This window comes from Caulobacter sp. DWP3-1-3b2 (assembly GCF_049896325.1).
Taxonomy (GTDB): Bacteria; Pseudomonadota; Alphaproteobacteria; order Caulobacterales; family Caulobacteraceae; genus Caulobacter.
In genome coordinates this window covers 44,100-65,513 of record NZ_JAFCUB010000006.1, presented here as the reverse complement: position 1 = coordinate 65,513, position 21,414 = coordinate 44,100, and the positions used below count along the sequence as shown (strand labels likewise).

Genomic DNA, 21,414 nt, shown 5'->3' with positions numbered 1-21,414 from the left:
CACCGATTTCATGCGACTCAATGACGAAGATCGCGCGGTGCTGGATCATCTGGCCGGCCAAGGCGCGCTGATCATTGAGCGAGCGATTGCTTGGTGCGCGATAAATTCCGGAAGCCATCATCTGGCAGGTCTTGAGCGCCAGCGGCAAAGTTTGCTCGAAGCCTTCGCGGGCCTGCCGGCGGCTCCGACCGAGATACCGCTGGCCGCTTCGCCGGAGATCGGCGCCAATGGCAAGATCGGCGAGCGCGCCCATCCGTCGGCGATCGCGGTCGTGGTGCGGCCCGAGGCGCCGGTCCAGGTCGTGCTGACCGGCCACTATGACACCGTCTATCCCGAAACCAGCAGCTTCCAGACCGTGACGACGCGCGCCGACGGGGCCCTGCACGGACCGGGCATCGCCGACATGAAGGGCGGAATCTCGGTGATGCTGGCGGCGCTGGAGGCTTTCGAGCGTCATCCGCTGGCTGGCCGCGTCGGCTACCGCGTGCTGCTGTCGCCGGATGAGGAGATCGGCTCGGTCGCCTCGGCCCCGATCCTGGCAGAATTCGCTCGCCTGGGGCATGTCGGCCTGACCTACGAGCCGGCGCTGGCCGACGGCTCGCTGGCCAGCGCTCGCAAGGGCTCGGGCAACTTTCACGTCGTGGTCCACGGTCGAGCCGCCCACGCGGGCCGCGACTTCGCCGCCGGCCGCAACGCGGTGATGGAGGCGGTGCGCATCGCCCAGGCCCTGCACGCCCTGAACGGCCAGCGCGAGGGCGTCACCTGCAACATCGCCAAGATCGACGGCGGCTCGCCGCTGAACATGGTGCCAGACGTCGCGGTGGTGCGCTTCAATGTCCGCTTCCCGGCCGCCGAGGACGCTACCTGGTTCCAGGACGAAGTCGATCGGATCGTCGCCTCGACCACGGGGGAGGGCCTGCACGCTCACCTGCATGGCCGCGTCACCCGTGGCGCCAAGCCCTTCAACGCCGCGCAGCAGCGCCTGTTCGGCGCGGTGAAGGCGGTCGGCGCCTTGCTGGGGCAAGAGATCGGCTGGAAGCCGTCGGGCGGCGTCTGCGAAGGCAACAATCTGTTCGCTTCGGGCCTGCCCAATGTCGATACGCTGGGCGTGCGCGGCGGCGACATCCACAGCGAGGCCGAACATGCTTGGCCAGACAGCTTTGTGGAGCGCGCCCAGCTATCGGCCCTGATCCTGATGAAGCTGGCGAGCGGCGAGATCGACGGTCCCGCCTTGCGCGCGGCCATGACCGACCTCGCGGAGACTGTTTGAATGCTTGTCGTCCGTCCCGCCGTGCCTGCTGATTTCGACAGCCTGATGGAGTTGGCCGTCCTGTCGGGCCGCGGCTTCACCAGCCTGCCGGAGGATGAGCAAACGCTGCGCTCCCGGCTTGCCTTGTCCCAGGCCAGCTTCCACTCCGAGGTCGCCGCGCCCGAGGCTTGGTACACCCTGATGCTCGATGACCTGGAGGCCGGCGACGTGATCGGCGTGGCCGGGGTCAAGGCGGGGGTGGGTTTGAAGCGGCCGCATTTCTCGTTCCGCGTCGTGACCTTGGCGCAGTCTTCTCCCACGCTCGACAAGCGTTTCGACCACCGCGCCCTGGTGCTGGTCAACGAGTGCGCCGGCTGGTCGGAGGTCGGCTCGCTGTTCCTCAAGCCCGAGCGTCGCAAGGGCGGGGCCGGGCGCTTGCTGGCCCAGTCGCGCTACATGCTCATTGGCCTGGAGCCGCAGCGCTTCGCCGAGATGGTGCTGGCCGAACTGCGCGGCTGGTTCGACGAGGACGGCAGCTGTCCGTTCTGGGACCACGTGGCCAGCAAATTCTTCCGGCTCGAGTTCGACGAGGCCGACATGATGAGCGCGTCGACCGATGGCCAGTTCATCCTCGATCTGGCGCCGCGACACCCGATCTACGCCGAGCTGCTGCCACAACCCGCTTCGGAGACCATCGGCCGGGTGCATCGCGAGGGCGAGGCGGCCCGCGCCATGCTGGAGACCGAGGGCTTCCGATTTTCCGGTCTCGTGGACATCTTCGACGCTGGCCCAACCGTGGCGGCCCGGCGCGACGACATCAAGACGGTGCGAGAAGGGCGGCGGCTACGCGTCAGGCTGGGTGAAGACGCCTATGGCGAGGAAGCGCTGATCTGCTCTGGGGCGGTATCGAGTTTTCGGGCGGTGCGCACACCCGTGCTGATCGATGGCGAGAGCGCGATCATCGGCCGCGACGCGGCTTCGGCCCTGGGAGTCCAGGACGGCGAAATGGTGCGGGTGAAGGCATGAGCGGCGGCGTGTTCATCGATGGCGTATGGCGCGCGGGCGCCGGCGCCGAGGCGGTCTCGATCGACCCGACGACAGGCGCGGTGATCTGGCGCCAGGCGACGGCTTCGACGGCCGACGTGGTCGCGGCGCTTTCGGCGGCGCGCAAGGCGTTCCTGGCCTGGGGCGACCGTCCGCGTGACGAGCGGATCGCCGTCATGCGCCGCTACAAGGACGTGCTGGTCGCGCGCACCAGCGACTTCGCCGAGGCCCTGAGCCGCGAGACCGGCAAGGCGCTCTGGGAGACCAAGGCCGAGCTGGGCTCGATGGCCGGCAAGGTCGAGGCGTCGATCAAGGCCTATGAGGAACGCACGGGCGAGCACGAGAGCGCGATGGCCTTTGGCCGCGCCGTGCTGCGTCACCGACCGCATGGTGTGATGGCCGTGCTGGGACCATTCAATTTCCCCGGCCACCTGCCTAACGGTCATATCGTCCCAGCGCTGCTGGCCGGCGACACTGTGGTTTTCAAGCCCTCGGAAGAAACGCCGCTGGCCGGCCAACTGCTGGTCGAGGCGCTAGAGGCGGCGGGCGTGCCGGACGGTGTCGTCAACCTGATCCAGGGCGGCCGGGAGGTGGGCCAGGCGCTGATCGACCAGGAGATCGACGGCCTGCTGTTCACCGGCTCGGCGCAGGCCGGGGCGTTCTTCCGCCGCCACTTCGCCGATCGGCCCGATGTGATCCTGGCGCTGGAACTGGGCGGCAACAATCCGCTGGTGGTCTGGGACGCCGGCGACGTCCAGGCGGTGGCGGCCTTGGTCGTGCAGTCGGCCTTCATCACCACTGGCCAGCGCTGCTCCTGCGCGCGCAGACTGATCGTTCGCGATGACGCGAGCGGGAAGGCGGTGATTGACGCGGTGGCTGCCTTGGCCGAGCGCCTGGTCATCGGCGCCTGGAACGGCGGGGAGGAACCTTTCATGGGACCGCTGATCTCCGATCGGGCCGCCGCCATGGCTTTAGCCGGATCCGAGGCGATGCCCGGCAAGGCGTTGCGCGCCATGACGTCGGTCGATGGGCTGAGCGGCGCCTTTGTCTCGCCTGGCTTGGTCGACGTGACCGGTGAGACGATCCCCGACGAAGAGCTTTTCGCGCCGCTGCTGCAGGTGCGCCGGGTCGGTTCGCTCGACGAAGCAATCGCCGCCGCCAATGCCACCCGATACGGTCTGTCGGCGGGTCTTATCTCCAGTGAAACAGCGCATTGGGAGCATTTCCTGAAGCGTATCCGAGCCGGCGTCGTCAACTGGAACCGGCCGACCACGGGCGCGGCCGGGACCATGCCGTTCGGAGGCCTTGGCAGCTCGGGCAACCACCGCCCCAGCGCCTATTACGCGGCAGACTATTGCGCCTATCCCGTGGCCAGTTTCGAAGCGCCAAGCGTCGCCAATACCCTTAGCGATATTAAGGGCCTGCGGGAATGACCTCGCGCGCCGTCGAGGCCAATTGCGACGGGCTCGTCGGGCCGACACACTCCTATGTCGGGTTGTCGGCCGGCAATATCGCCAGCCAGGCCAATGCCGGCGAGGCCTCCAACCCACGCGCCGCAGTGCTGGAGGGGCTGACCAAGATGCGCCAGCTGGCCGACTGGGGGCTGCCGCAGTTCGTGCTGCCGCCGCATGAGCGGCCAGATTTGGCGCTGCTGCGGTCGATCGGCTTCTTAGGTTCCGACGCCAAGGTATTGGAAACAGCGTGGAAACAGGCTCCGGCCTTGGCCGCTACGTCCTGCTCGGCATCGCCGATGTGGGCGGCCAATGCCGCGACCGTCACGCCCAGTGCCGATACCGCTGATGGCCGCGTGCATTTCACGCCGGCCAACCTGCTGACCAACCTGCATCGCAGTCTCGAGGGCGAGCAGACCACGCGGTCTCTTCGCCGCCTGTTCTCCGACGAGGCCCGGTTCGCCGTGCACGACCCGCTGCTGGCCCAACCGCACTTCGCCGACGAAGGCGCAGCCAACCATGTGCGGCTTTGCGCCGATCACGGTGAGGCCGGCGTCAACCTGTTCGTGTGGGGTCGCGAAGCCTGGGAGCGCTGGGAAGGTCGCTATCCGGCCCGCCAGACCCGCGAGGCCTTCGAGGCGGTCGAGCGGCGGCATGGCGCGGCCCGGGGTGTCTTTGCGCGTCAGGGCATGGCGGCGATCAATGGCGGGGCGTTTCACAACGACGTGGTCTGCGTGGGCACTCGGGAGTGCCTGCTGTTTCACGAACGGGCCTTCGAGGATCGCGCGGCGATGGAGGCCGGTGTGCGCCGCGCCGCCCAGGGGCTGTTTGAACCGGCCTTCGTGGAGATCAGCGAAGCCGACCTGCCGATGGACGACCTGGTGAAAAGCTATCTCTTCAACTCCCAGCTCCTGGTCCTGCCCGGCGAGGACCGCCTGGTGCTGCTCGCCCCCGGCGAAACCCGCGACAACCCACGCGCCCACGCGGCGGCTCAGGCGCTGGCCAGCTCCAACGGTCCCATAGGTCGAGTGGAATATGTCGATGTGCGGCAAAGCATGCGCAACGGCGGTGGCCCTGCGTGCCTGCGGTTGCGCGTCGTGTTGACCGAGGTCGAGCTGGCGGCGACGAACGCCGGTCAACGGTTCGACGCCGCGCTGCACGAGCGCCTGAACCTGTGGGCCGCCCGCCGCTATCGCGATCGCCTGGCGCCGGCAGACCTGATCGACCCTTCCTTGATCGTCGAGGGCCGCGAGGCGTTGGACGAGCTGACGACGATCCTCAAGCTCGGTGGCGACTTCTATCCATTTCAGCGAGTTGCCTGAGCATGAGCGACTTCATCGTCCGACCCGCCATGCCGGAAGACGCGGCGGCCATCCTGGCGCTCCATCGCCGGGTCGCGGCAGAGCCTGGCGGCCTAGCGCGGCAGCCGGAGGAGGTCACTGAGGACTATGTCGCCCACGCCATGTCCGCGGCGGATGACGGGGGCTTCAACCTCTTGGCGGTTGGCGCGGACGGCGGCCTGTGCGGCGAACTTCACGTCGAGCGAATGAAGGTCCGGATCTTCGCCCATGTTCTGACCGATCTCACAGTGGCGGTCGATCCAGTCTGGCAGGGAAGGGGCGTCGGCTCAGCCTTGTTTCGCGCCCTGATCGAAGCCGCGCGCCAGGCCAGCCCGCCCGTGCGCCGGATCGAGCTTTGGACCGGCGCGGCCAATCTCGGCGCTCAACGGCTCTACCAGCGCCTGGGGTTTCAGATCGAGGGGCGGATGATCGCCCGCGGCCGACTGCCGGATGGCGGCGTGGACGACGACATCGTCATGGGTCTGCTGCTCGACTAGCCGCGCAGCGCCGCCAGCGCCGTCGGGAATCGCCTCGAAAGCGGGGCCTCGATATCGCCCAGCTCGACGGCATAGTCACCGGATCCCGCCGGCCGGAGTCCGCTCACCTGCGCCGGATTGACAAGCCACGAGCGATGGATACGAACGAAGCCGTGTTCGCTGAGCCGGGTTTCGAGGCCGTTGAGGGACGACCGCATCAACGGCCGCCGACCGTCGCGGAGCAGGAACTCGGTGTAGTTGCCCGCCGAACGCACGGCCAGGATTTCATCGACGGTGACGCGCAAGAGTCGAGCGCCGTCTCGGATGTCAAACGTGGCCGGGGCCGAGGGCGCTGGGGCCGATATGCCCGCCTGACGTCCGCTTCGCCGCAACGAGAGGTAACAGATGATCGAGGCCAGGCCATAGGCCATCATGTCCTTGCGGAATTCGTAGGGGAATTCGGTGGACAGCGACCCGAACTGATAAGGCTGATGCAGCAGCACGAAATAGGCTGCCTTGCGGAGCAGGACGAAGCCGCTGACGTGCAGCATCGAATAGATCACGACTGCCAAAACGTGAACGGGCGCGGCCTGCCACCAGCGTGGCGACGCCCGCGTGGTCCATAGCGCCACCAACGCCGGAATAGCGAAGATCACCAGCGTCACCAAGGCGCTGCTGCCCTCCCATATCGCGGGCGCCAGCGTGCCAAGGCGCGAGGCGTCATGCCTGATGGTCAGGACGTTGACGACGGCGATACAGGAGATCAGACCCACGCCGAGAAGCCAGGCGCGCCAAATGCCTTGCCGCTCCTCGCCGCTCATCCCGAAAACCGCGCCGCTGGCCGCCAATCGGTTTCCGCTCGTCCCTGCCAAGGCCCGCTGATCCCGTGGGTCTTGGCCTGTGGCGCGGGGCTGGGCCACGACCTTGTCATCCTTATTCAAACGGGTGCCCTCATGACCACGACCGTCTCAACCCCGACCCGCCGATACGATCTTGACTGGATTAGGGTCAGTGCGTTCTTCCTGCTGATTCTGTATCACGTCGGCATGTTCTACGTGCCCTGGGAGTGGCACGTGAAGTCGCCTCATCCCGTTGAGACCCTGGAATTGGCGATGTTCGTGACCAATCCTTGGCGGTTGACTCTGCTGTTTCTGGTCTCCGGAGCGGCGACCCGGTTCATGGCAGACAAGACGACGGTAGGTAAATTGACCGGGGCGCGGATGGCGCGCCTCCTGCCGCCGCTGCTGTTTGCCATGTTCGTGATCGTGCCGCCGCAGTCCTACTACCAGGTCGTCGAGTACGCGGCGGCCCACTCGGCGGGGCCTGGCTCGGCCTTCTCCTACGGAGATTTCTGGATCAAGTATGTCACGGGGTCTGGTCACTGGTGTTCGGCGGACGGCTGCCTGACCACCCCGACCTGGAACCATATGTGGTTCGTGGCCTATCTGCTGTTCTACACCCTCGTGCTGGCCGGCCTGCTGCTGATCTGGCGCCGGTTGGGCGAGCACCTGCAAGCCGCCGCCGAACGCGTGTTGAACGGCCCTGGCCTGATCCTGTGGCCCATCGTGTTTCTTGGCCTCGTTCGCGCCTGGCTCTATCCGCGCTACGGCGAAACCCATGCCCTGGTCGGTGACCACTATGTGCACGCCGTGTCGTTCTCGGCTTTCTTGCTCGGCTTTGGCTTGGCCAAGTCGGAGGTTCTTCGCGAACGCCTGATCGCCGCGCGTTGGCTTGCCCTGGGCCTGGCGGTCGCGGCCTATGCCGGATGGGCGACCTATGCCTGGGTCTATCGCGCCGGCACGCCGATCCCGCCGGAAGGTCTGCGTTGGGCGATGCGCTTCGTCTACACGACCGACACGTGGTGCGCGATCGCCGCGATCCTGGGGTTCGGCGCCAAGTATCTCAACCGGGGCGGGCCCATCCTTCGCTACCTGACGGTGGGCGTCTTCCCGTTCTACCTCGTGCACCAGACCTTGATTGTGGTGATGGCTCACCATCTGGCCAAGCTGGGTTTGCCCCAGCCTTTTGAGGCCTTGATTCTGATCGTCTTCACCTTCGCGGGCTGTTTCGCGACCTACGAGATCGTGAGGCGGATTCCAGGCGTGCGCCTGCTGTTTGGCCTCAGGGGCGATCAGTCGCCCGCTGAGGCCAAGAGCCCTCCGGCCTTCGCATAGGCCTGGCTGCCGGTAGTGATCACCCGGTCGGCGCTGATGATCTCGGCGATGCCGAGGTCGGCCGCGCCGGCCAGCCGATCATAGAGCGGGGCGAAATCGCGCAGGGTGACCGCCTGCAAGGACTGGATCGATGGAATGACGAAATAGACCTGCTGGAAATCGTCGATCCGATAAGGCGTGCGCATCACCCGCTCGAGATCGAACCCCAGCCGATTGGGCGAGGCGCTGTCCAGGGCGAACAGCGATTCGGTACGCGACGAGACGATTCCGGCCCCATAGATGCGCAGGCCAGCCTCGGTTTCGATCAGCCCGAACTCGACCGTGTACCAGTAGAGCCGAGCGAGATTGGCCAAACGTCCCAGACTGAGCGCCCGCTGGCCGCCTTGGCCATAGGCCTGCATGTAGTCGGCGAACACTGGGTCCGTCAGCATCGGCACGTGGCCGAAGACATCGTGGAAAATGTCCGGCTCCTTCAGATAGTCCAGTTGGTCCGCCTTGCGGATGAACTGGCCGGCGGGGAAGCGGCGGTTGGCCAGGTGGTCGAAGAACACGTCATCGGGCACCAGGCCCGGCACGGCCACCACGCTCCAGCCGGTCAGGCGTTGCAGTTCCTCGTTGATCCGATGGAAGTCAGGGATGCCGGATCGGTGCAGGTCAAGGGCGTCGAGGCCGCGCAGGAATTCGTCGCAGGCCCGCCCTGGCAGCAATGCGGTCTGGCGTTCGTAAAGTGTGATCCAGACGTCGTGCTCGGCCTGGGTGTAACTTTCCCAGCCTTGGTCGATTGTCCAATCAAGCCTCGCCCCCGGGGGCGGGCCGCCGCTAAAACCATCCGCGCTCATCCGCAGAGATTACGCCCGCCCAACGGCAAATTCCCTTCGGAATTGCGCGATAGCCGGCGGTCGTCGGCAGAGACGTTGCGTCTAGTGAGAAATTCGGGGGCGAAGCTTGTAGGCGCCCCGATCGAAACTCTCGAAGATCACCGCAGCCTGGGGGTGGCCCACGGGGTCCCCCGTCTGGTCGGCCAGCAGGTTCTGCTCGGAGACATAGGCGACATAGGTGTTGTCGTCATTTTCAGCCAACAGATGGTAGAACGGCTGGTCCTTGGTCGGCCGGATGTCCTCGGGAATGGAATTCCACCACTCCTCGGTGTTGGCGAACACGGGATCGACGTCGAACACGACGCCCCGAAACGGGAAGATCCGGTGTTTGACCACTTGGCCGATCGCGAACTTGGCAAATCTCGAATTCATGCGTGCAGCCTAATCCGAGTCTTCTGACCAGAAGCTGAACGTAGAGTTCCGTTGGCGGATAACAAGGCGACGCCTTTCGGCTGGGGAATCCCGTTGCTATGCTGGCTCTTGAAGTGAGGCGGTTCGGTTCGAATCGTCTGCGAGACAAGGTGGAACAACCATGTCGGAGGCGCAGGTAGCGCCCGGCGCGCCTCAGCCTCAAGGCTCGGGCAGGCGCCGGCCGCCAGGCGAGCAGTCGTGCTATGCGGCGCTCGACCTGGGAACGAACAATTGCCGCCTGCTGGTGGCGACTCCGTCCCCACGAGGATTTCGCGTCGTCGAGGCCTATTCCCGGATCGTCCGGCTGGGTGAGGGGCTTTCACGGAGCGGCCGCCTGTCCGAGGAGGCGATGGACCGCTCGATGGCGGCCTTGAAGGTCTGCGCCGAGAAGATTCGCCGTCGCAAGGTTCTTCGGATCAAGGCCGTCGCGACACAGGCCTGTCGGGGCGCGACCAATGGTCCCGATTTCGTGCGCCGCGTGGCCGAGGAGACCGGCTTGCGCCTGGAGATCATCACGCCGAAGGAAGAAGCCCAACTGTCGGTGGCCGGCTGCATGAGCCTGTTCGACCGCGAGGCCGAGGCGGCGTTGGTCGTCGATGTCGGCGGCGGATCGACCGAGCTGTCCTGGGTTGATCTCAAAGGAGGCGGGCTCGACGCCAAGCCTCGGCAATTCGCCGCCTGGAGGCTGCCGATCAAGGCCTGGCTGTCGATTCCGATCGGCGTGGTCACCCTGGCCGAGCGCTTTCCCGAGGGCGAGCGAGTGGAGGAGGGCTGGTTCCGGGCCATGGTCGATGAGGTCAAGGGCAGGATCGAAGCCTTCCCGCACGCCGAACCGATGCGCGCCCTGTTCGAAAGTGGCCGGGCCCACATGGTCGGCACGTCCGGCGCCATCACCAGCCTGGCGGGCCTGCATTTGGGTCTGCCGCGTTATGATCGCAACGTGGTCGACGGCCTGTGGATGCACCGTCACGAATGCGAGGCGGCGGCCGATCGGCTGCTGACTCTGACAGCCAAGGAACGCGCCTTGGAGCCCTGTATCGGCGCCGACCGCGCCGACCTCGTCCTGGCTGGCGCGGCGATTTTGCAGGCTGTTCAAGAGCTTTGGCCGTGTTCTCGCGTGCGTGTCGCCGATCGGGGGCTTAGAGAGGGGCTTCTGATGTCCCTGATGTCCGACCAGCAGAAGAAGCCGCGCCGGCGTCGGCGCGGCGGCGCGGGTCGCTCCAGGCCCGAGACGGTGAACCCATGAACGACGAGCCCCCCCGCAAGCGCATGGTCAAGCCGCCCGCCGGCGGCAATGACGGCGGCCGGGCCAAGCCGGCGCGCCTGAAGACCGCCTTTGGTCGTACGCCTTCGCAGCAGGCCTGGCTGGAGCGGCAGATCAACGACCCGTTCTCGGCCAAGGCCCGGGCCCTAGGGTATCGCAGCCGCGCGGCCTTCAAGATCAGCGAGATCGACGACAAGCACCACTTCTTCAAGAAGGGCTCCCGCGTCATCGACCTGGGCTGCGCGCCGGGTGGGTGGCTGCAGATGGCCACGGAGCGCGGGGTCACCGACATCGTCGGCGTCGATCTGCTGCCGGTCGATCCCGTCGCGCCCGCGCATATCCTGGAAATGGACTTCACCGACCCGGCCTGTCCGCCCAAGATGCTGGAGTTGTTGGGTGGCGCGCCGGACTTGGTCATGTCCGACATGGCTCCCAACACCGTCGGCCATCGCGAGACCGATCACTTGCGCATTGTCGGCCTGATCGAGATCGGCGCCGATTTCGCGATCGAGGTGCTCAAACCAGGCGGCGCCTTCGTCGCCAAGGCCTTTCAAGGCGGCGAGACGGCAGCGGTGATCGCCCAGTTGAAGAAGAACTTCACCAAGGTCGTGCACTTCAAGCCCAAGGCCAGCCGCAGCGACAGCTCCGAGGTCTTTCTGGTGGCGACGGGGTTCAAGGGGCGTTGATCGTTAAGCATGGATTTTCGCATCGTTTGATGTCATATTTCATGCAAACTTGGAACTGACGATGCGAACCACCCTAGCGCTGGATGACGATCTCTTGGCGCGAGCGACCGCGCTCACAGGCATCGAAGAAAAGACCGCGCTGGTCCGCGAGGCTCTGAAAGCCTTGGTGGAACGTGAAAGCGCGCGTCGCCTCGCTCGCCTTGGCGGAAGCGAGCCCGATGTCGCAAGCGTTCCTCGTCGGCGGCCCGAACCGGCGTGATCCTCGTCGACACGTCGGTCTGGATCGATCATCTCCGGACGTCGAACCTCACGCTGACGCGGTTGCTTGAAGATGGACGAGTGATCTCGCATCCCTTCGTGGTCGACGAGATTGCGCTCGGCAACCTGCGGAATCGGCGCGAGGTTCTGGAAGCCCTCACGCAGTTGCCGCAGGCCGTTGAAGCGCGAGACGAAGAGGTGATGACTTTCATCGAAGCCCATAGCCTCCACGGCGAGGGCGTAGGCTATGTGGACGCTCACCTCCTGGCGGCCGTAAGGCTGACGACTGACGCGAGGCTATGGACAGGTGATCGGCGGCTGCGGGACCTCGCGGAGCGACTTTCCGTCGCCTTTCATCCCGAAGGGTGAGCGGAATTCGCGTCCTTCATGGCCAAGCGGGTCGACACGGCGGCCTCCCGTAGGTATACGCGGCTCGCAAAATGGAGACTCCAATGGAGATTCGCGAAGGGCTCACCTTCGACGACGTTTTGCTCGAACCCGGTCCGTCCGACGTCATGCCCACCCAGGTGACGACCGAGACCAAATTCACGCGTGAAATCAGTCTGAACATCCCGCTCGTGTCCGCCGCTATGGACACCGTGACCGAAAGCCGCCTCGCCATCGCCATGGCTCAGGCCGGCGGCATGGGCATCCTGCACCGCAACATGACGGTCGATGAACAGGCCGACCACGTGCGCGAAGTGAAACGCTATGAAAGCGGCATGGTCATCAATCCGCTGACCATCCACCCAGACACCACCCTGGCCGAGGTCCGCGAGATCACGGCCCGCCGCAAGATCTCGGGTTTCCCGGTGGTCGAGCGTGGCTCGGGCAAGCTGGTCGGCATCCTGACCAACCGCGACATGCGTTTCGAAGGCGACGACAAGGTCCCGGCCTCGGCGATCATGACCCGCGAGAACCTGATCACGGTGCGTGAAGGCGTCGATCCGCGCGAGGCGCGCGAGCTGCTGCGCAAGCACAAGATCGAGCGCCTGATCGTCGTCGACGACGGCTTCCATGCCGTCGGCCTGATCACCGTCAAGGATATCGAGAAGGCCCAGGCCCACCCGCTGGCCGCCAAGGACGACAAGGGCCGCCTGCTGGTTGGCGCGGCTTCAACGGTCGGCGACGTCGGCTTTGAGCGTTCGATGGGTCTCGTCGACGCTGGCGTCGATGTGGTCGTCATCGACACGGCCCACGGCCACTCAAGCCAGGTGACGGCGGCGGTCTCCCGACTTAAGCGCGAAGCCAACCGCGTGCAGATCGTGGCCGGCAACATCGCCACCTACGACGCCGCGCGCGCCCTGATCGACGCCGGCGCCGACGCGGTCAAGGTCGGCATTGGTCCAGGCAGCATCTGCACCACTCGCATCGTCGCTGGCGTGGGCGTACCGCAATTGACCGCGATCATGGAGGCCGTCCGCGCCGCCAGAGAGAGCGGAACGCCCGTCATCGCCGACGGCGGCATCAAATATTCGGGCGACCTGGCCAAGGCCATCGCGGCCGGGGCCTCGACCGCCATGCTGGGGTCGATGTTCGCCGGCACCGAGGAGGCTCCCGGCGAGGTGTTCCTCTACCAGGGCCGCTCGTACAAGAGCTATCGCGGCATGGGCTCGGTGGGGGCCATGGCGCGCGGCTCGGCCGACCGCTACTTCCAGAAGGAAGTCACCGACAGCTTCAAGCTGGTTCCCGAAGGCATTGAAGGCCAGACGCCGTTCAAGGGCGCCATCGCTCCGGTGCTTCACCAGCTGGTGGGCGGTCTGCGGGCGGCCATGGGCTATGTCGGCGCGCCCGACATCGCCGAGTTCCAGAAGCGGGCTCGCTTCGTGCGGATCACCGGCGCCGGCCTGCGTGAAAGCCACGTCCACGACGTGATGATCACGCGGGAAGCGCCCAACTATCCGAGCGCGGTCTAGAGCCGTGCGGATGGCCTTCGAACTCCAGATGCTGGCGGCAGCCGTGGTCATCGGCCTCGTCCACCTGTTGTGGGCGAGCGCCGCAGCCCAGCCGCAGCGCGGTCTCAAGTGGAATGTCGGCCCCCGCGATACGCCGGTGGAGCTCACGGGAATGGCTGGGCGCCTGCAACGCGCCTTCGCCAATTTCCGCGAAACCTTTCCGTTTTTCGCTGTGGCCGTGCTCGTCGCCTATCTGGGCGGCCGGCTCGGAACGCTGACCTGCGGCGGCGCCGCGCTCTATGTCGGCGCGCGGGTGGTCTATATCTTTCTCTATGCCTTCGGCGTGCCGGTCATCCGCTCGCTGGTCTGGCTTGCTTCCCTGGTCGGCATTGGCCTGATCCTGGCGGCCTTGGTGATCTGAAAACAACATGCGTGACGGCGGTAGACTGACAGCGGCGATCGAGGTTCTCACCGAGATCGAGACGCGCCATTTCCCTGTACGGATGGCGCTGAAGCGCTGGGGCGAGAGCGCCCGCTATGCCGGTTCGAAGGATCGGGCCTTCGTCTCCGGCCTGGCGCTGGACGCCCTGCGCCGCAAGCGCTCGCTGGGCTGGATGATGGGCGACGACAGTGTTCGCGGCGTGGTGCTGGGCGTGCTGGCCCACGACTGGGCCTGGTCCGTCGAGCGCATCGCCGAGGCGGTCGGCGAAGAGCATGGACCCGGCGTCCTGACCGAGGTCGAACTGGCCGCCATCGCGTCGCCGCGGTCGATCGCCGAGGCGCCCGCCGCCATCGCCGGCGACTATGCTGACTGGCTGGAGCCCTTCCTGAACCGCGCCCTGGGCGAAGACCGGGCGGCCGAGATGGCGGCGCTGTCGCAACGCGCGCCGGTCGACCTCCGCATCAACTTTCTGAAGACCGACGTGCCGCGCGGCGCCAAGGCCGTAGCCGCCATCGGCGCCGAGCCCGCTGGCGTGCTTGAGGCGGCCTTCCGCATTCCTGCGCCGCAAGCCGCTGACCGTACTCCGTCTGTCGAGGCCGTGCCGGCCTTCTCCAGGGGCTGGTTCGAGGTCCAGGACCTGGGCTCGCAGATCGCCGCCGCCACGGCAGGTCCGATCAAGGGCAAGCAGGTGCTTGATTTCTGCGCCGGGGGCGGGGGAAAGACCCTGGCCCTGGCAGCCGCCATGGGCAACAGCGGCCAGATCTACGCTCACGACAGCGACCCCCGCCGGCTGGCCGACACCATCCGCCGCTCGCAACGGGCCGGGGTGCGCAATCTGCAAATCCGCTCGCCGATCGAGGGCGAGCCGCTGAAAGGTCTGGAGAGCAAGCTGGACCTGGTATTTGTCGACGCGCCCTGCACGGGCTCGGGCACGTGGCGCCGTCACCCGGACGCCAAGTGGCGGCTGTCGTCCGATCAGCTGGCCAAGCGCCAGATCGAGCAGGACGCGGTGCTGACCGATGCGGCCGACTTCGTGAAGGTGGGCGGTCGACTGATCTATGTGACGTGTTCGCTGCTGGTCGAGGAGAACGAGGACCGCGTCGCGGCTTTCCTCGAACGCCATCCGGGCTTCTCCACCGTGCCGATTACGCTGGACGGCGTGCAGCAATACCTCACTCCGCAGGGCCATCTGCGCCTGACGCCCAAGGGCGCCGGCACCGACGGCTTCTTCACTGCGGTAATGGAACGCACGGCCTAGTCTTCTCCCGCCGGGGCAGGGGATCCGACACCGAATGACGACACTGAAAAGGACCCGCGCATGACCACTGAAACCCACCACCAGCGCGTCCTGATCGTCGATTTCGGCAGCCAGGTGACCCAGCTGATCGCCCGTCGGGTGCGCGAGGCGGGCGTCTATTGCGAAATCCACCCGTTCGACAAGGCCGAGGCCCTGGTCGACGACTACGCCCCCTCGGCCATCATTCTGTCGGGTGGTCCCGCCAGCGTGCTGGAGGCCGACAGCCCCCGCATCGGCAAGAAGCTGTTCGAGATTGGCGTGCCGCTGTTGGCGGTCTGCTATGGCGAACAATTGCTGTGCGACGTGCTGGGCGGCCAAGTCGAGGGCGGCCATGCCGGCGAATTCGGGCGCGCGGAACTGACCGTGGGCAAGGACAGCCCGCTGTTCGAGGGTCTGGCCGGTGTGGGTGAACTGGAAACCGTCTGGATGAGCCACGGCGACCGCGTCACCGCCATTCCCGAAGGCTTCGAGGTGATAGCCACCTCGACCGGCGCGCCGTTCGCCGCCATCGCCAATGACGCCCGCAAGATCTACGGCGTCCAGTTCCACCCCGAGGTGGTGCACACCGTCAACGGGGCCCAGATCTATCGCAACTTCCTCAAGCTGGCCGGCCTGAAGGGCGACTGGACCATGGCCGCCTTCCGCCAGGAGATGGTCGGCAAGATCCGCGAACAGGTCGGGACCGGCAAGGTGATCTGCGGCCTGTCGGGCGGCGTCGACAGCTCGGTAACCGCCGTGCTGATCCACGAGGCGATCGGCGACCAGCTGACCTGCGTGTTCGTCGACACGGGCCTGCTGCGTCACAACGAGGCCGAGCAGGTGGTGACCCTGTTCCGCGACCACTACAATATCCCGCTGGTCCATGTGGACGCCGGCGACGAGTTCCTGGGCGCCTTGGCCGGGGTCAGCGATCCGGAGACCAAGCGCAAGATCATCGGCGGCAAGTTCATCGACATCTTCGATCGCGAGGCCGCCAAGATCGACGGCGCCGACTTCCTGGCCCAGGGCACCCTCTATCCCGACGTGGTCGAGAGCGTCTCGGCGCGCGGCGGCCCCTCGGCGGTGATCAAGAGCCACCACAATGTCGGCGGCCTGCCGGATTTCATGAAGCTGAAGCTGGTCGAGCCGCTGCGCGAGCTGTTCAAGGACGAGGTGCGCGCCCTGGGCGTCGAGCTGGGTCTGGCGCCGGCCTTCGTCGGCCGTCATCCGTTCCCCGGTCCAGGTCTGGCGATCCGCATCCCGGGCGACATTACCCCCGAGAAGGTCGATGTGCTCCAGCAGGCCGACGCCATTTATCTCGACGAGATCCGCAAGGCAGGCCTCTATGACCAGATCTGGCAGGCCTTCGCCGTTCTCCTCCCCGTGAAAACGGTAGGGGTCATGGGCGACGCCCGCACCTACGAGAACGTGCTGGCCCTGCGCGCCGTAACCTCGACCGACGGCATGACCGCCGACTTTTTCGAGTTCCCGTGGGATGTGTTGGGCAAGACCGCCACTCGGATCATCAACGAAGTCCGGGGGGTCAATCGGGTCGTCTATGACGTTACGTCAAAGCCGCCCGGGACGATTGAATGGGAATGACGGGGCATCGTTTTAGGGCTATCGCAGACTATCAGAAAGTCAGCATAAGTCTCTGAAATAAAAGGTTTTTCGTTCCATAAAGAGCGCTGTCTATCGCCGGCGCTCTTTTCATTTGTCGGCATGGCTGACGGCATCGGGCCAGGGGTTATCCAATTGATCTTATACCAATCGCCCCTAGCGTGAACCTGTGGCCCATTGGCGATGTCCGATGATTTGATGCGGTCTGGCTCGTCGATGAGGCTGTTGAAGGCTTCGCAGGGGCGCTGGCGCGTATTCAATCTGGCCTGACGCCCGGCACGCCTGTCGAGGTCTGGTTCCAAGACGAGATGCATCGTCATCGTCACCCACAACCTGGGCCAGGCCGCGCGCATCTCCGACAATACCGGCTTCATGTATCTGGGCCGGATGGTGGAGTTCACCCCCACCTCGGAGATGTTCATGAAGCCTCAGGCTCAGCAGACCCAGGACTAATTGGCCGCGTCCCACGGCCGCCCTTCTCGATGGGACAGCCGTACATCAAAGCGACTTTCGCCGTGATGGTCACGGCGCCCTCCGGTGTCGATGACGCCGTCGGTTCGACAACCAGGCCCGGCAGGGTGAGGATCCAGCCGTCGCCCAGGATGTCACGCCCCGGTATGACCCAGAGTTCGGACGTCACACGGATGGAGGCGCGCGGTTTGCCCATCGGACCCGCCGCCTCGGCCCGCACAAGGGTCGGCTCTTTCAGATCCAGGACGGCTTCGAAGCCGGCGGTCGCGCTGTCGGTCACGCCGCCGCCGCGCGTTCTGGGCGCCCGGATGATCCGTTGGTTGTCGCCCGTTCCGCCCTTGGTCAAGCCATTGGCCAGACCGGCCCCAGTGCGCGCGTCCTTCAGCGTGACCGCAACCCCGCCCATGTGATCGCCGATGAATTTGGCGTCGAGCGCCTGGACCCGGACCATGACGCGGGTCGGATCGGCATGGGCGGCGATGGGCCCGGCGATCAGGGGGCCACGATGGCGAGAAGTTTGGTCATGGCGCTCATCAAACGGCGTTGAGGGGGATCTTTAGGTAACGCACGCCGTTGTCTTCCGGCTCTGGAAGATGGCCGCCGCGCATGTTCACCTGAACGGAAGGCAGGATCAGCCTGGGCATGTCCAGGGTTCGGTCGCGCGCCTCGCGCAGCGCCACGAACTCAGCCTGGCTAACGCCCGCGTGAACATGGATGTTGTCTCGGCGTTGAGCGCCGATCGTGGTCTCCCAGGCAAAGACGTCACGGCCCGGCGCCTTGTAGTCGTGACACAGGAAGACGCGGGCTTTGTCGGGAAGCGCCAGCAGACGCAAGATCGAGGCGAACAGCGTCGCCGCATCGCCGCCCGGGAAGTCGCAGCGGGCGGTGCCGTAGTCGGGCATGAACAGGGTGTCGCCGACGAAGATCGCATCGCCGATCACATAGGCCATGCAGGCCGGGGTGTGGCCGGGCACATGCAGGGCGATGGCCCGTAATTCGCCAATCGAAAACGTCTCACCGTCCTTCAGCAGATGATCGAACTGCCGGCCATCGCGAGCAAAGTCGGGTCCCGCATTGAACAGTTTTCCGAACGTGCTTTGAACGTCGACGATATGCTCGCCGATCGCCAGGCGACCGCCCAGAGCGCCTTGCAGATAGGGCGCGGCCGACAGGTGGTCGGCGTGGGCGTGGGTCTCCAACTGCCAGACGACCGTGAGCCCCTGATTCTTGACATGGGCGATGAGTGCGTCGGCCGACCGCTCGGCGGTCCTACCTGAAGCCGCGTCATAGTCCAGGACGCTGTCGATGATGGCGCAAGCCGATGAGGTGGGGTCACGCACGACATAGCTGACCGTGGAGGTCGCCTCGTCGAAGAAGGCTTGCACCAGCGGTCGCGAGACGGGTGCGGCCAGCGCCTGTTCGATAATCGATCTCGCCTTGTTCACGGCAGCGTCAGGCGAAGGGGGCGGCTCGCGCATCACATACTCTCGGGTTTCCTATCGACAGAGTACCTATATGCGAATATATGAATATACAAGTCCCGTCGAGTTGGCTGTATGTCCTTGTTCATGATTGTTTCGGCCCTGATGAGCGGCGTCGTCGTCGGCGCGCTGCTGGGTCTGTTCGGCGGCGGCGGGTCGGTGCTCGCCACCCCATTGCTGCTCTATGTCGTTGGTGTCCACGATCCCCACGTGGCGATTGGAACATCGGCCGCAGCGGTTGCGGTCAATGCCGGGCTTAATCTGGTGGGCCATGGCCGGGGAGGGCGCGTCAAATGGCCGTGTGCGAGCGTCTTCGCCGGAGCCGGACTGATCGGCTCCTTCCTGGGCTCGACCCTGGCCAAGGCTGTCGATGGACAGCGCCTGTTACTGTGGTTCGCCGTCGCGATGGCGGCGATTGCCCTATCGATGATGCGTCGCCCCAAGTCCGAGGGCGATCCGCTGGTCCATATCAGCCTGAGCCTGATGCTAAAGCTGGCGCCGCTGGGCGTGCTGACGGGCCTTGCCGCCGGATTTTTCGGGATCGGCGGCGGGTTCCTGATTGTACCCGGATTGATAGCGGCTACAGGCATGACCCTGGCCAGTGCCACGGCCTCATCGCTGCTGTCGGTCTCGCTGTTTGGCGCGGCCACCTCGCTGAACTATGCCGCCTCCGGACTGATCGACTGGCCCGTCGCGGGTCTCTTTGTCCTGGGCGGATTGGGCGGAGGCGCCCTAGGCGTGCGCGGCGCGGGACTTCTGGCTGGGCGCGCGTTGCTGGCGCGCAGGTTGTTCGCCTCCCTTGTGCTGATGGTCGCGGCCTATGTGGCCTGGAAGACCACGACGGCATGAGGTCGTGATCGAGGCTCAGCGCGTCCCAACCCCGCGATAGACCTCGCACAGCGTCTCAAGCACGCGCATCGCGGCGGGATCGGCCAGTCGATAGAAGATGGTCTGGGCTTCCCGCCGGGTGGCAACCAAGCCCTCGGCGCGCATCTTGGCCAGGTGCTGGGAGGTCGCCGACTGGGCCATTCCAACATGGACCGCCAGATCGCCGACCGAGGCCTCCCCATCGATCAGACGACAGAGGATGAGCAGGCGCTGCTCGCTGGCCAGGAGCTTGAGCAAACGCGCGGCGGCGTGGGCGCTGGCGGCGAGATCCTGGACATCATCGACCGGCGAAGAGAGGGCGAGCTTGCTCATCTGCTTAATTTAGAAGATACGCAGAGAGGTTCAAGAGGGCGTTGGGCGGACGCCGACGGCGACCGCCCTGCCTGTCGTCTAGGCCGGGTCGAGAAGGCTGCGCAGTATCCAGGCGGTCTTTCCGAGACCTGCACGCGCTGTGTCATCAGGTCACAGGTCGGCTCGTCGCTAGCCGCCTTGGCGATCGGGAAGATCCCTCGGGCCGTGCGCGTCACGGTTTCGTGTCTCTTGACCAGATTGATGATCATCTCGCGCGACGGCGGGACGGCGTCCTCCTCGGCGATGCTGGAGAGCCTGGCGAAGGCCGCGTAGCTGCCCGGGGCGGGATGGCCGAGGGCGCGGATCCGTTCGGCGATGTCATCGACCGCCAAGCCCAGCTCGGTGTACTGGGTCACGAACATGGTGTGCAGGGTCTGGAACATCGGACCCGTGACGTTCCAATGATAGTTGTGGGTCTTCAGGTACAGTGTGTAGCTGTCGGCCAGCAGGTGCGAGAGCCCCTCGGTGATGGCCTGGCGTTCCGGCGAGGCGATGCCGATATCGATGTCCAAGCTCGTCATGTCGACTCCTTGGGAACCTGCGGGCGGTCGTCATCGCGCAGGACGATGTAGAGGGCGGGAATCACCAGCACGGTCAGCACCGTCGATGAGGCCAAGCCAAACAGCAGCGAGATTGCCAGGCCCTGGAAGATCGGGTCGAACAGGATCACCGCCGCGCCGATCATGGCCGCCAGGGCGGTCAGAACGATCGGCTTGAAGCGGATCGCTCCAGCTTCGAGCAACACCTCGCGCAGCGGCCGATCGCCGGTCTGGCTGTGGCGGATGAAGTCCACCAGCAGGATCGAATTGCGCACGATGATCCCCGCCAGGGCGATGAAGCCGATCATCGAGGTGGCGGTGAAGGGCGCCTTGAACAGGATGTGGCCGATGACGATGCCGACCAGGGTCAGGGGGATCGGCGTCAGGATCACCAGCGGCAGGCGGAAGCTCTTGAACTGGGCGACGACCAGCACATAGATGCCAAGGATCGCCACCCCGAAGGCCGCGCCCATGTCGCGGAAGGTCACCCAGGTGATTTCCCACTCACCGTCCCAGAGCACGGTCGGCTTGCTCTCGTCGGTCGGCTGGCCGTTCATGCGAATGTCGGGCCTTTGCAGATTGCCCCAGTCGGCGGTCTTGATCGCCTTATCGACCGCCATCATCCCGTAGATCGGCGCCTCGTAGGCGCCGGCCAGTTCGGCCATGATCATATCGACGTCGCGGCCGTCGCGGCGGAAGATGTGGGTCGATCCGGCCTCCTGGGTGGCGGTGACCACCTCGCCCAGCGCCACGAGCCGGCCACCCTGGCTCTGGGCCACGGGCAGGGATGCCAGGCCTTCGCCCCAGCTGCGCGCCGACTGCGGCAGGCGCACCGAAATCTCCAGGGGATCGCGCCCCTCGCCGCGATGGGCGTAGCCGACCACCTGACCGCCAAAAGCCGCACTGATCGAGTCCAGGACCTCGCGGTCATTGACCTTCAGGGCCTCCAGGCGATCGCGGTCGGGAATCAGGCGCAGGCCGGGCCGAGGCTGGCCGTAGCTGTCGTCGATATCGACGATGTAGGGCACGGACTTGAAGGCGGCCTTGACGCGTTCGGCCACGGCGCGCCGCGTCTTGGCGTCGGGACCATAGATCTCGGCCAGCAGGGTGGCCATCACCGGCGGTCCGGGCGGGGCCCCCACCCACAAGAGACGGGCCCCCCCCCGCCCCCCAACCATGTCCCCCCCCGCCCGCCGGGGGCACCCCCCAGCGGGGGGGGA

General features: G+C 66.0%; 24 protein-coding genes. 15 read left to right on the top strand and 9 right to left on the bottom strand.

The features are described 5' to 3' along the window. Positions 1-10: 10 nt before the first annotated feature. Genes ACP7AG_RS06420 through ACP7AG_RS06400 form a run of 5 tightly spaced genes read left to right on the top strand, consistent with a single transcriptional unit; the run spans position 11 to position 5,581 of the window. Positions 11-1,270: a hydrolase gene (locus ACP7AG_RS06420; protein WP_426030226.1), complete on the top strand. Its 1,260-nt coding sequence runs from the start codon at positions 11-13 to the stop codon at positions 1,268-1,270. Further along, positions 1,271-2,275, top strand: a complete 1,005-nt coding sequence (locus ACP7AG_RS06415; RefSeq protein ID WP_426015088.1) for an arginine N-succinyltransferase — start codon at positions 1,271-1,273, stop codon at positions 2,273-2,275. Next, positions 2,272-3,726, top strand: a complete 1,455-nt coding sequence (gene astD / locus ACP7AG_RS06410) for a succinylglutamate-semialdehyde dehydrogenase (protein ID WP_426030225.1) — start codon at positions 2,272-2,274, stop codon at positions 3,724-3,726. The genes ACP7AG_RS06415 and astD overlap by 4 nt, the downstream gene beginning before the upstream one ends. Further along, complete coding sequence (locus tag ACP7AG_RS06405; protein ID WP_426030224.1) at positions 3,723-5,066, top strand: N-succinylarginine dihydrolase; 1,344 nt, start codon at positions 3,723-3,725, stop codon at positions 5,064-5,066. Before astD ends, ACP7AG_RS06405 begins: the two co-directional genes overlap by 4 nt. A 2-nt stretch (positions 5,067-5,068) precedes the next feature. Further along, positions 5,069-5,581 (top strand): GNAT family N-acetyltransferase, encoded by a 513-nt coding sequence (locus tag ACP7AG_RS06400; protein ID WP_426015082.1) that lies wholly within the window; start codon positions 5,069-5,071, stop codon positions 5,579-5,581. Here the strand turns inward: ACP7AG_RS06400 and ACP7AG_RS06395 are convergent. Next, positions 5,578-6,501 carry a LytTR family DNA-binding domain-containing protein gene (locus ACP7AG_RS06395; protein ID WP_426030223.1) on the bottom strand — a complete coding sequence of 308 codons (924 nt, stop codon included), beginning with the start codon at positions 6,499-6,501 and terminating at the stop codon, positions 5,578-5,580. The genes ACP7AG_RS06400 and ACP7AG_RS06395 overlap by 4 nt on opposite strands. A gap of 12 nt (positions 6,502-6,513) precedes the next feature. On the opposite strand from ACP7AG_RS06395, the gene ACP7AG_RS06390 reads away from it, so the two are divergent. Then, positions 6,514-7,734: an acyltransferase family protein gene (locus tag ACP7AG_RS06390; protein WP_426030221.1), complete on the top strand. Its 1,221-nt coding sequence runs from the start codon at positions 6,514-6,516 to the stop codon at positions 7,732-7,734. On the opposite strand, the gene phhA is transcribed toward ACP7AG_RS06390, so the two are convergent. Both phhA and hspQ read right to left on the bottom strand, forming a co-directional pair. After that, positions 7,692-8,573, bottom strand: coding sequence for a phenylalanine 4-monooxygenase (gene phhA / locus ACP7AG_RS06385; protein WP_426030220.1), 882 nt, complete (start codon positions 8,571-8,573; stop codon positions 7,692-7,694). The two genes, ACP7AG_RS06390 and phhA, sit on opposite strands and share 43 nt — an antisense overlap. Positions 8,574-8,654: 81 nt before the next feature. After that, complete coding sequence (gene hspQ / locus ACP7AG_RS06380) at positions 8,655-8,984, bottom strand: heat shock protein HspQ (RefSeq protein ID WP_426015073.1); 330 nt, start codon at positions 8,982-8,984, stop codon at positions 8,655-8,657. Between the two features lie 160 nt (positions 8,985-9,144). Here hspQ and ACP7AG_RS06375 point away from each other — a divergent pair, with 160 nt between their 5' ends. The 8 genes from ACP7AG_RS06375 (at position 9,145) to guaA (ending at position 16,446) form a co-directional block, all read left to right on the top strand. Then, on the top strand, positions 9,145-10,269 hold the full coding sequence (locus tag ACP7AG_RS06375; RefSeq protein WP_426015071.1) for a Ppx/GppA phosphatase family protein: 1,125 nt from the start codon (positions 9,145-9,147) through the stop codon (positions 10,267-10,269). Continuing rightward, positions 10,266-10,973: an RlmE family RNA methyltransferase gene (locus ACP7AG_RS06370; protein WP_426030219.1), complete on the top strand. Its 708-nt coding sequence runs from the start codon at positions 10,266-10,268 to the stop codon at positions 10,971-10,973. The genes ACP7AG_RS06375 and ACP7AG_RS06370 overlap by 4 nt, the downstream gene beginning before the upstream one ends. Before the next feature lie 61 nt (positions 10,974-11,034). Then, entirely contained in the window at positions 11,035-11,232 is a 198-nt protein-coding gene (locus ACP7AG_RS06365; protein ID WP_426015105.1) for a type II toxin-antitoxin system VapB family antitoxin, read from the top strand. Beyond that, positions 11,229-11,600 carry a type II toxin-antitoxin system VapC family toxin gene (locus tag ACP7AG_RS06360; protein WP_426030218.1) on the top strand — a complete coding sequence of 124 codons (372 nt, stop codon included), beginning with the start codon at positions 11,229-11,231 and terminating at the stop codon, positions 11,598-11,600. The genes ACP7AG_RS06365 and ACP7AG_RS06360 overlap by 4 nt, the downstream gene beginning before the upstream one ends. A gap of 83 nt (positions 11,601-11,683) precedes the next feature. Further along, the gene (guaB, locus tag ACP7AG_RS06355) at positions 11,684-13,147 is read left to right on the top strand and encodes an IMP dehydrogenase (RefSeq protein WP_426015065.1); all 1,464 of its coding nucleotides are present in this window, start codon (positions 11,684-11,686) and stop codon (positions 13,145-13,147) included. Positions 13,148-13,151: 4 nt separating this feature from the next. Continuing rightward, entirely contained in the window at positions 13,152-13,547 is a 396-nt protein-coding gene (locus ACP7AG_RS06350) for an MAPEG family protein (RefSeq protein WP_426030217.1), read from the top strand. A 7-nt stretch (positions 13,548-13,554) separates the two neighbouring features. Beyond that, positions 13,555-14,826 (top strand): RsmB/NOP family class I SAM-dependent RNA methyltransferase, encoded by a 1,272-nt coding sequence (locus ACP7AG_RS06345; RefSeq protein ID WP_426030215.1) that lies wholly within the window; start codon positions 13,555-13,557, stop codon positions 14,824-14,826. 60 nt (positions 14,827-14,886) lie between these two features. Continuing rightward, entirely contained in the window at positions 14,887-16,446 is a 1,560-nt protein-coding gene (gene guaA / locus ACP7AG_RS06340; RefSeq protein ID WP_426030214.1) for a glutamine-hydrolyzing GMP synthase, read from the top strand. Here guaA and ACP7AG_RS06335 read toward each other — a convergent pair. The 3 genes from ACP7AG_RS06335 to ACP7AG_RS06325 form a co-directional block, all read right to left on the bottom strand. Then, a complete protein-coding gene (locus ACP7AG_RS06335; RefSeq protein ID WP_426030213.1) occupies positions 16,401-16,886 on the bottom strand; it encodes a hypothetical protein in 486 nt (161 codons plus the stop codon). The genes guaA and ACP7AG_RS06335 overlap by 46 nt on opposite strands. Continuing rightward, positions 16,883-17,386 carry a hypothetical protein gene (locus ACP7AG_RS06330; RefSeq protein ID WP_426030212.1) on the bottom strand — a complete coding sequence of 168 codons (504 nt, stop codon included), beginning with the start codon at positions 17,384-17,386 and terminating at the stop codon, positions 16,883-16,885. Before ACP7AG_RS06330 ends, ACP7AG_RS06335 begins: the two co-directional genes overlap by 4 nt. Before the next feature lie 82 nt (positions 17,387-17,468). Further along, complete coding sequence (locus tag ACP7AG_RS06325) at positions 17,469-18,413, bottom strand: MBL fold metallo-hydrolase (protein ID WP_426030211.1); 945 nt, start codon at positions 18,411-18,413, stop codon at positions 17,469-17,471. Positions 18,414-18,491: 78 nt separating this feature from the next. Here ACP7AG_RS06325 and ACP7AG_RS06320 point away from each other — a divergent pair, with 78 nt between their 5' ends. After that, positions 18,492-19,265, top strand: coding sequence for a sulfite exporter TauE/SafE family protein (locus ACP7AG_RS06320; RefSeq protein ID WP_426030210.1), 774 nt, complete (start codon positions 18,492-18,494; stop codon positions 19,263-19,265). 15 nt (positions 19,266-19,280) lie between these two features. On the opposite strand, the gene ACP7AG_RS06315 is transcribed toward ACP7AG_RS06320, so the two are convergent. From ACP7AG_RS06315 to ACP7AG_RS06305, 3 genes are read right to left on the bottom strand one after another with little or no spacing between them, the layout of a single operon-like run. Further along, positions 19,281-19,616, bottom strand: a complete 336-nt coding sequence (locus ACP7AG_RS06315) for an ArsR/SmtB family transcription factor (protein WP_426030209.1) — start codon at positions 19,614-19,616, stop codon at positions 19,281-19,283. Continuing rightward, positions 19,613-20,176: a Dps family protein gene (locus ACP7AG_RS06310; RefSeq protein WP_426030208.1), complete on the bottom strand. Its 564-nt coding sequence runs from the start codon at positions 20,174-20,176 to the stop codon at positions 19,613-19,615. The genes ACP7AG_RS06315 and ACP7AG_RS06310 overlap by 4 nt, the downstream gene beginning before the upstream one ends. Next, positions 20,173-21,309, bottom strand: a complete 1,137-nt coding sequence (locus ACP7AG_RS06305) for an efflux RND transporter permease subunit (protein WP_426030207.1) — start codon at positions 21,307-21,309, stop codon at positions 20,173-20,175. Before ACP7AG_RS06305 ends, ACP7AG_RS06310 begins: the two co-directional genes overlap by 4 nt. Positions 21,310-21,414: the final 105 nt, after the last annotated feature.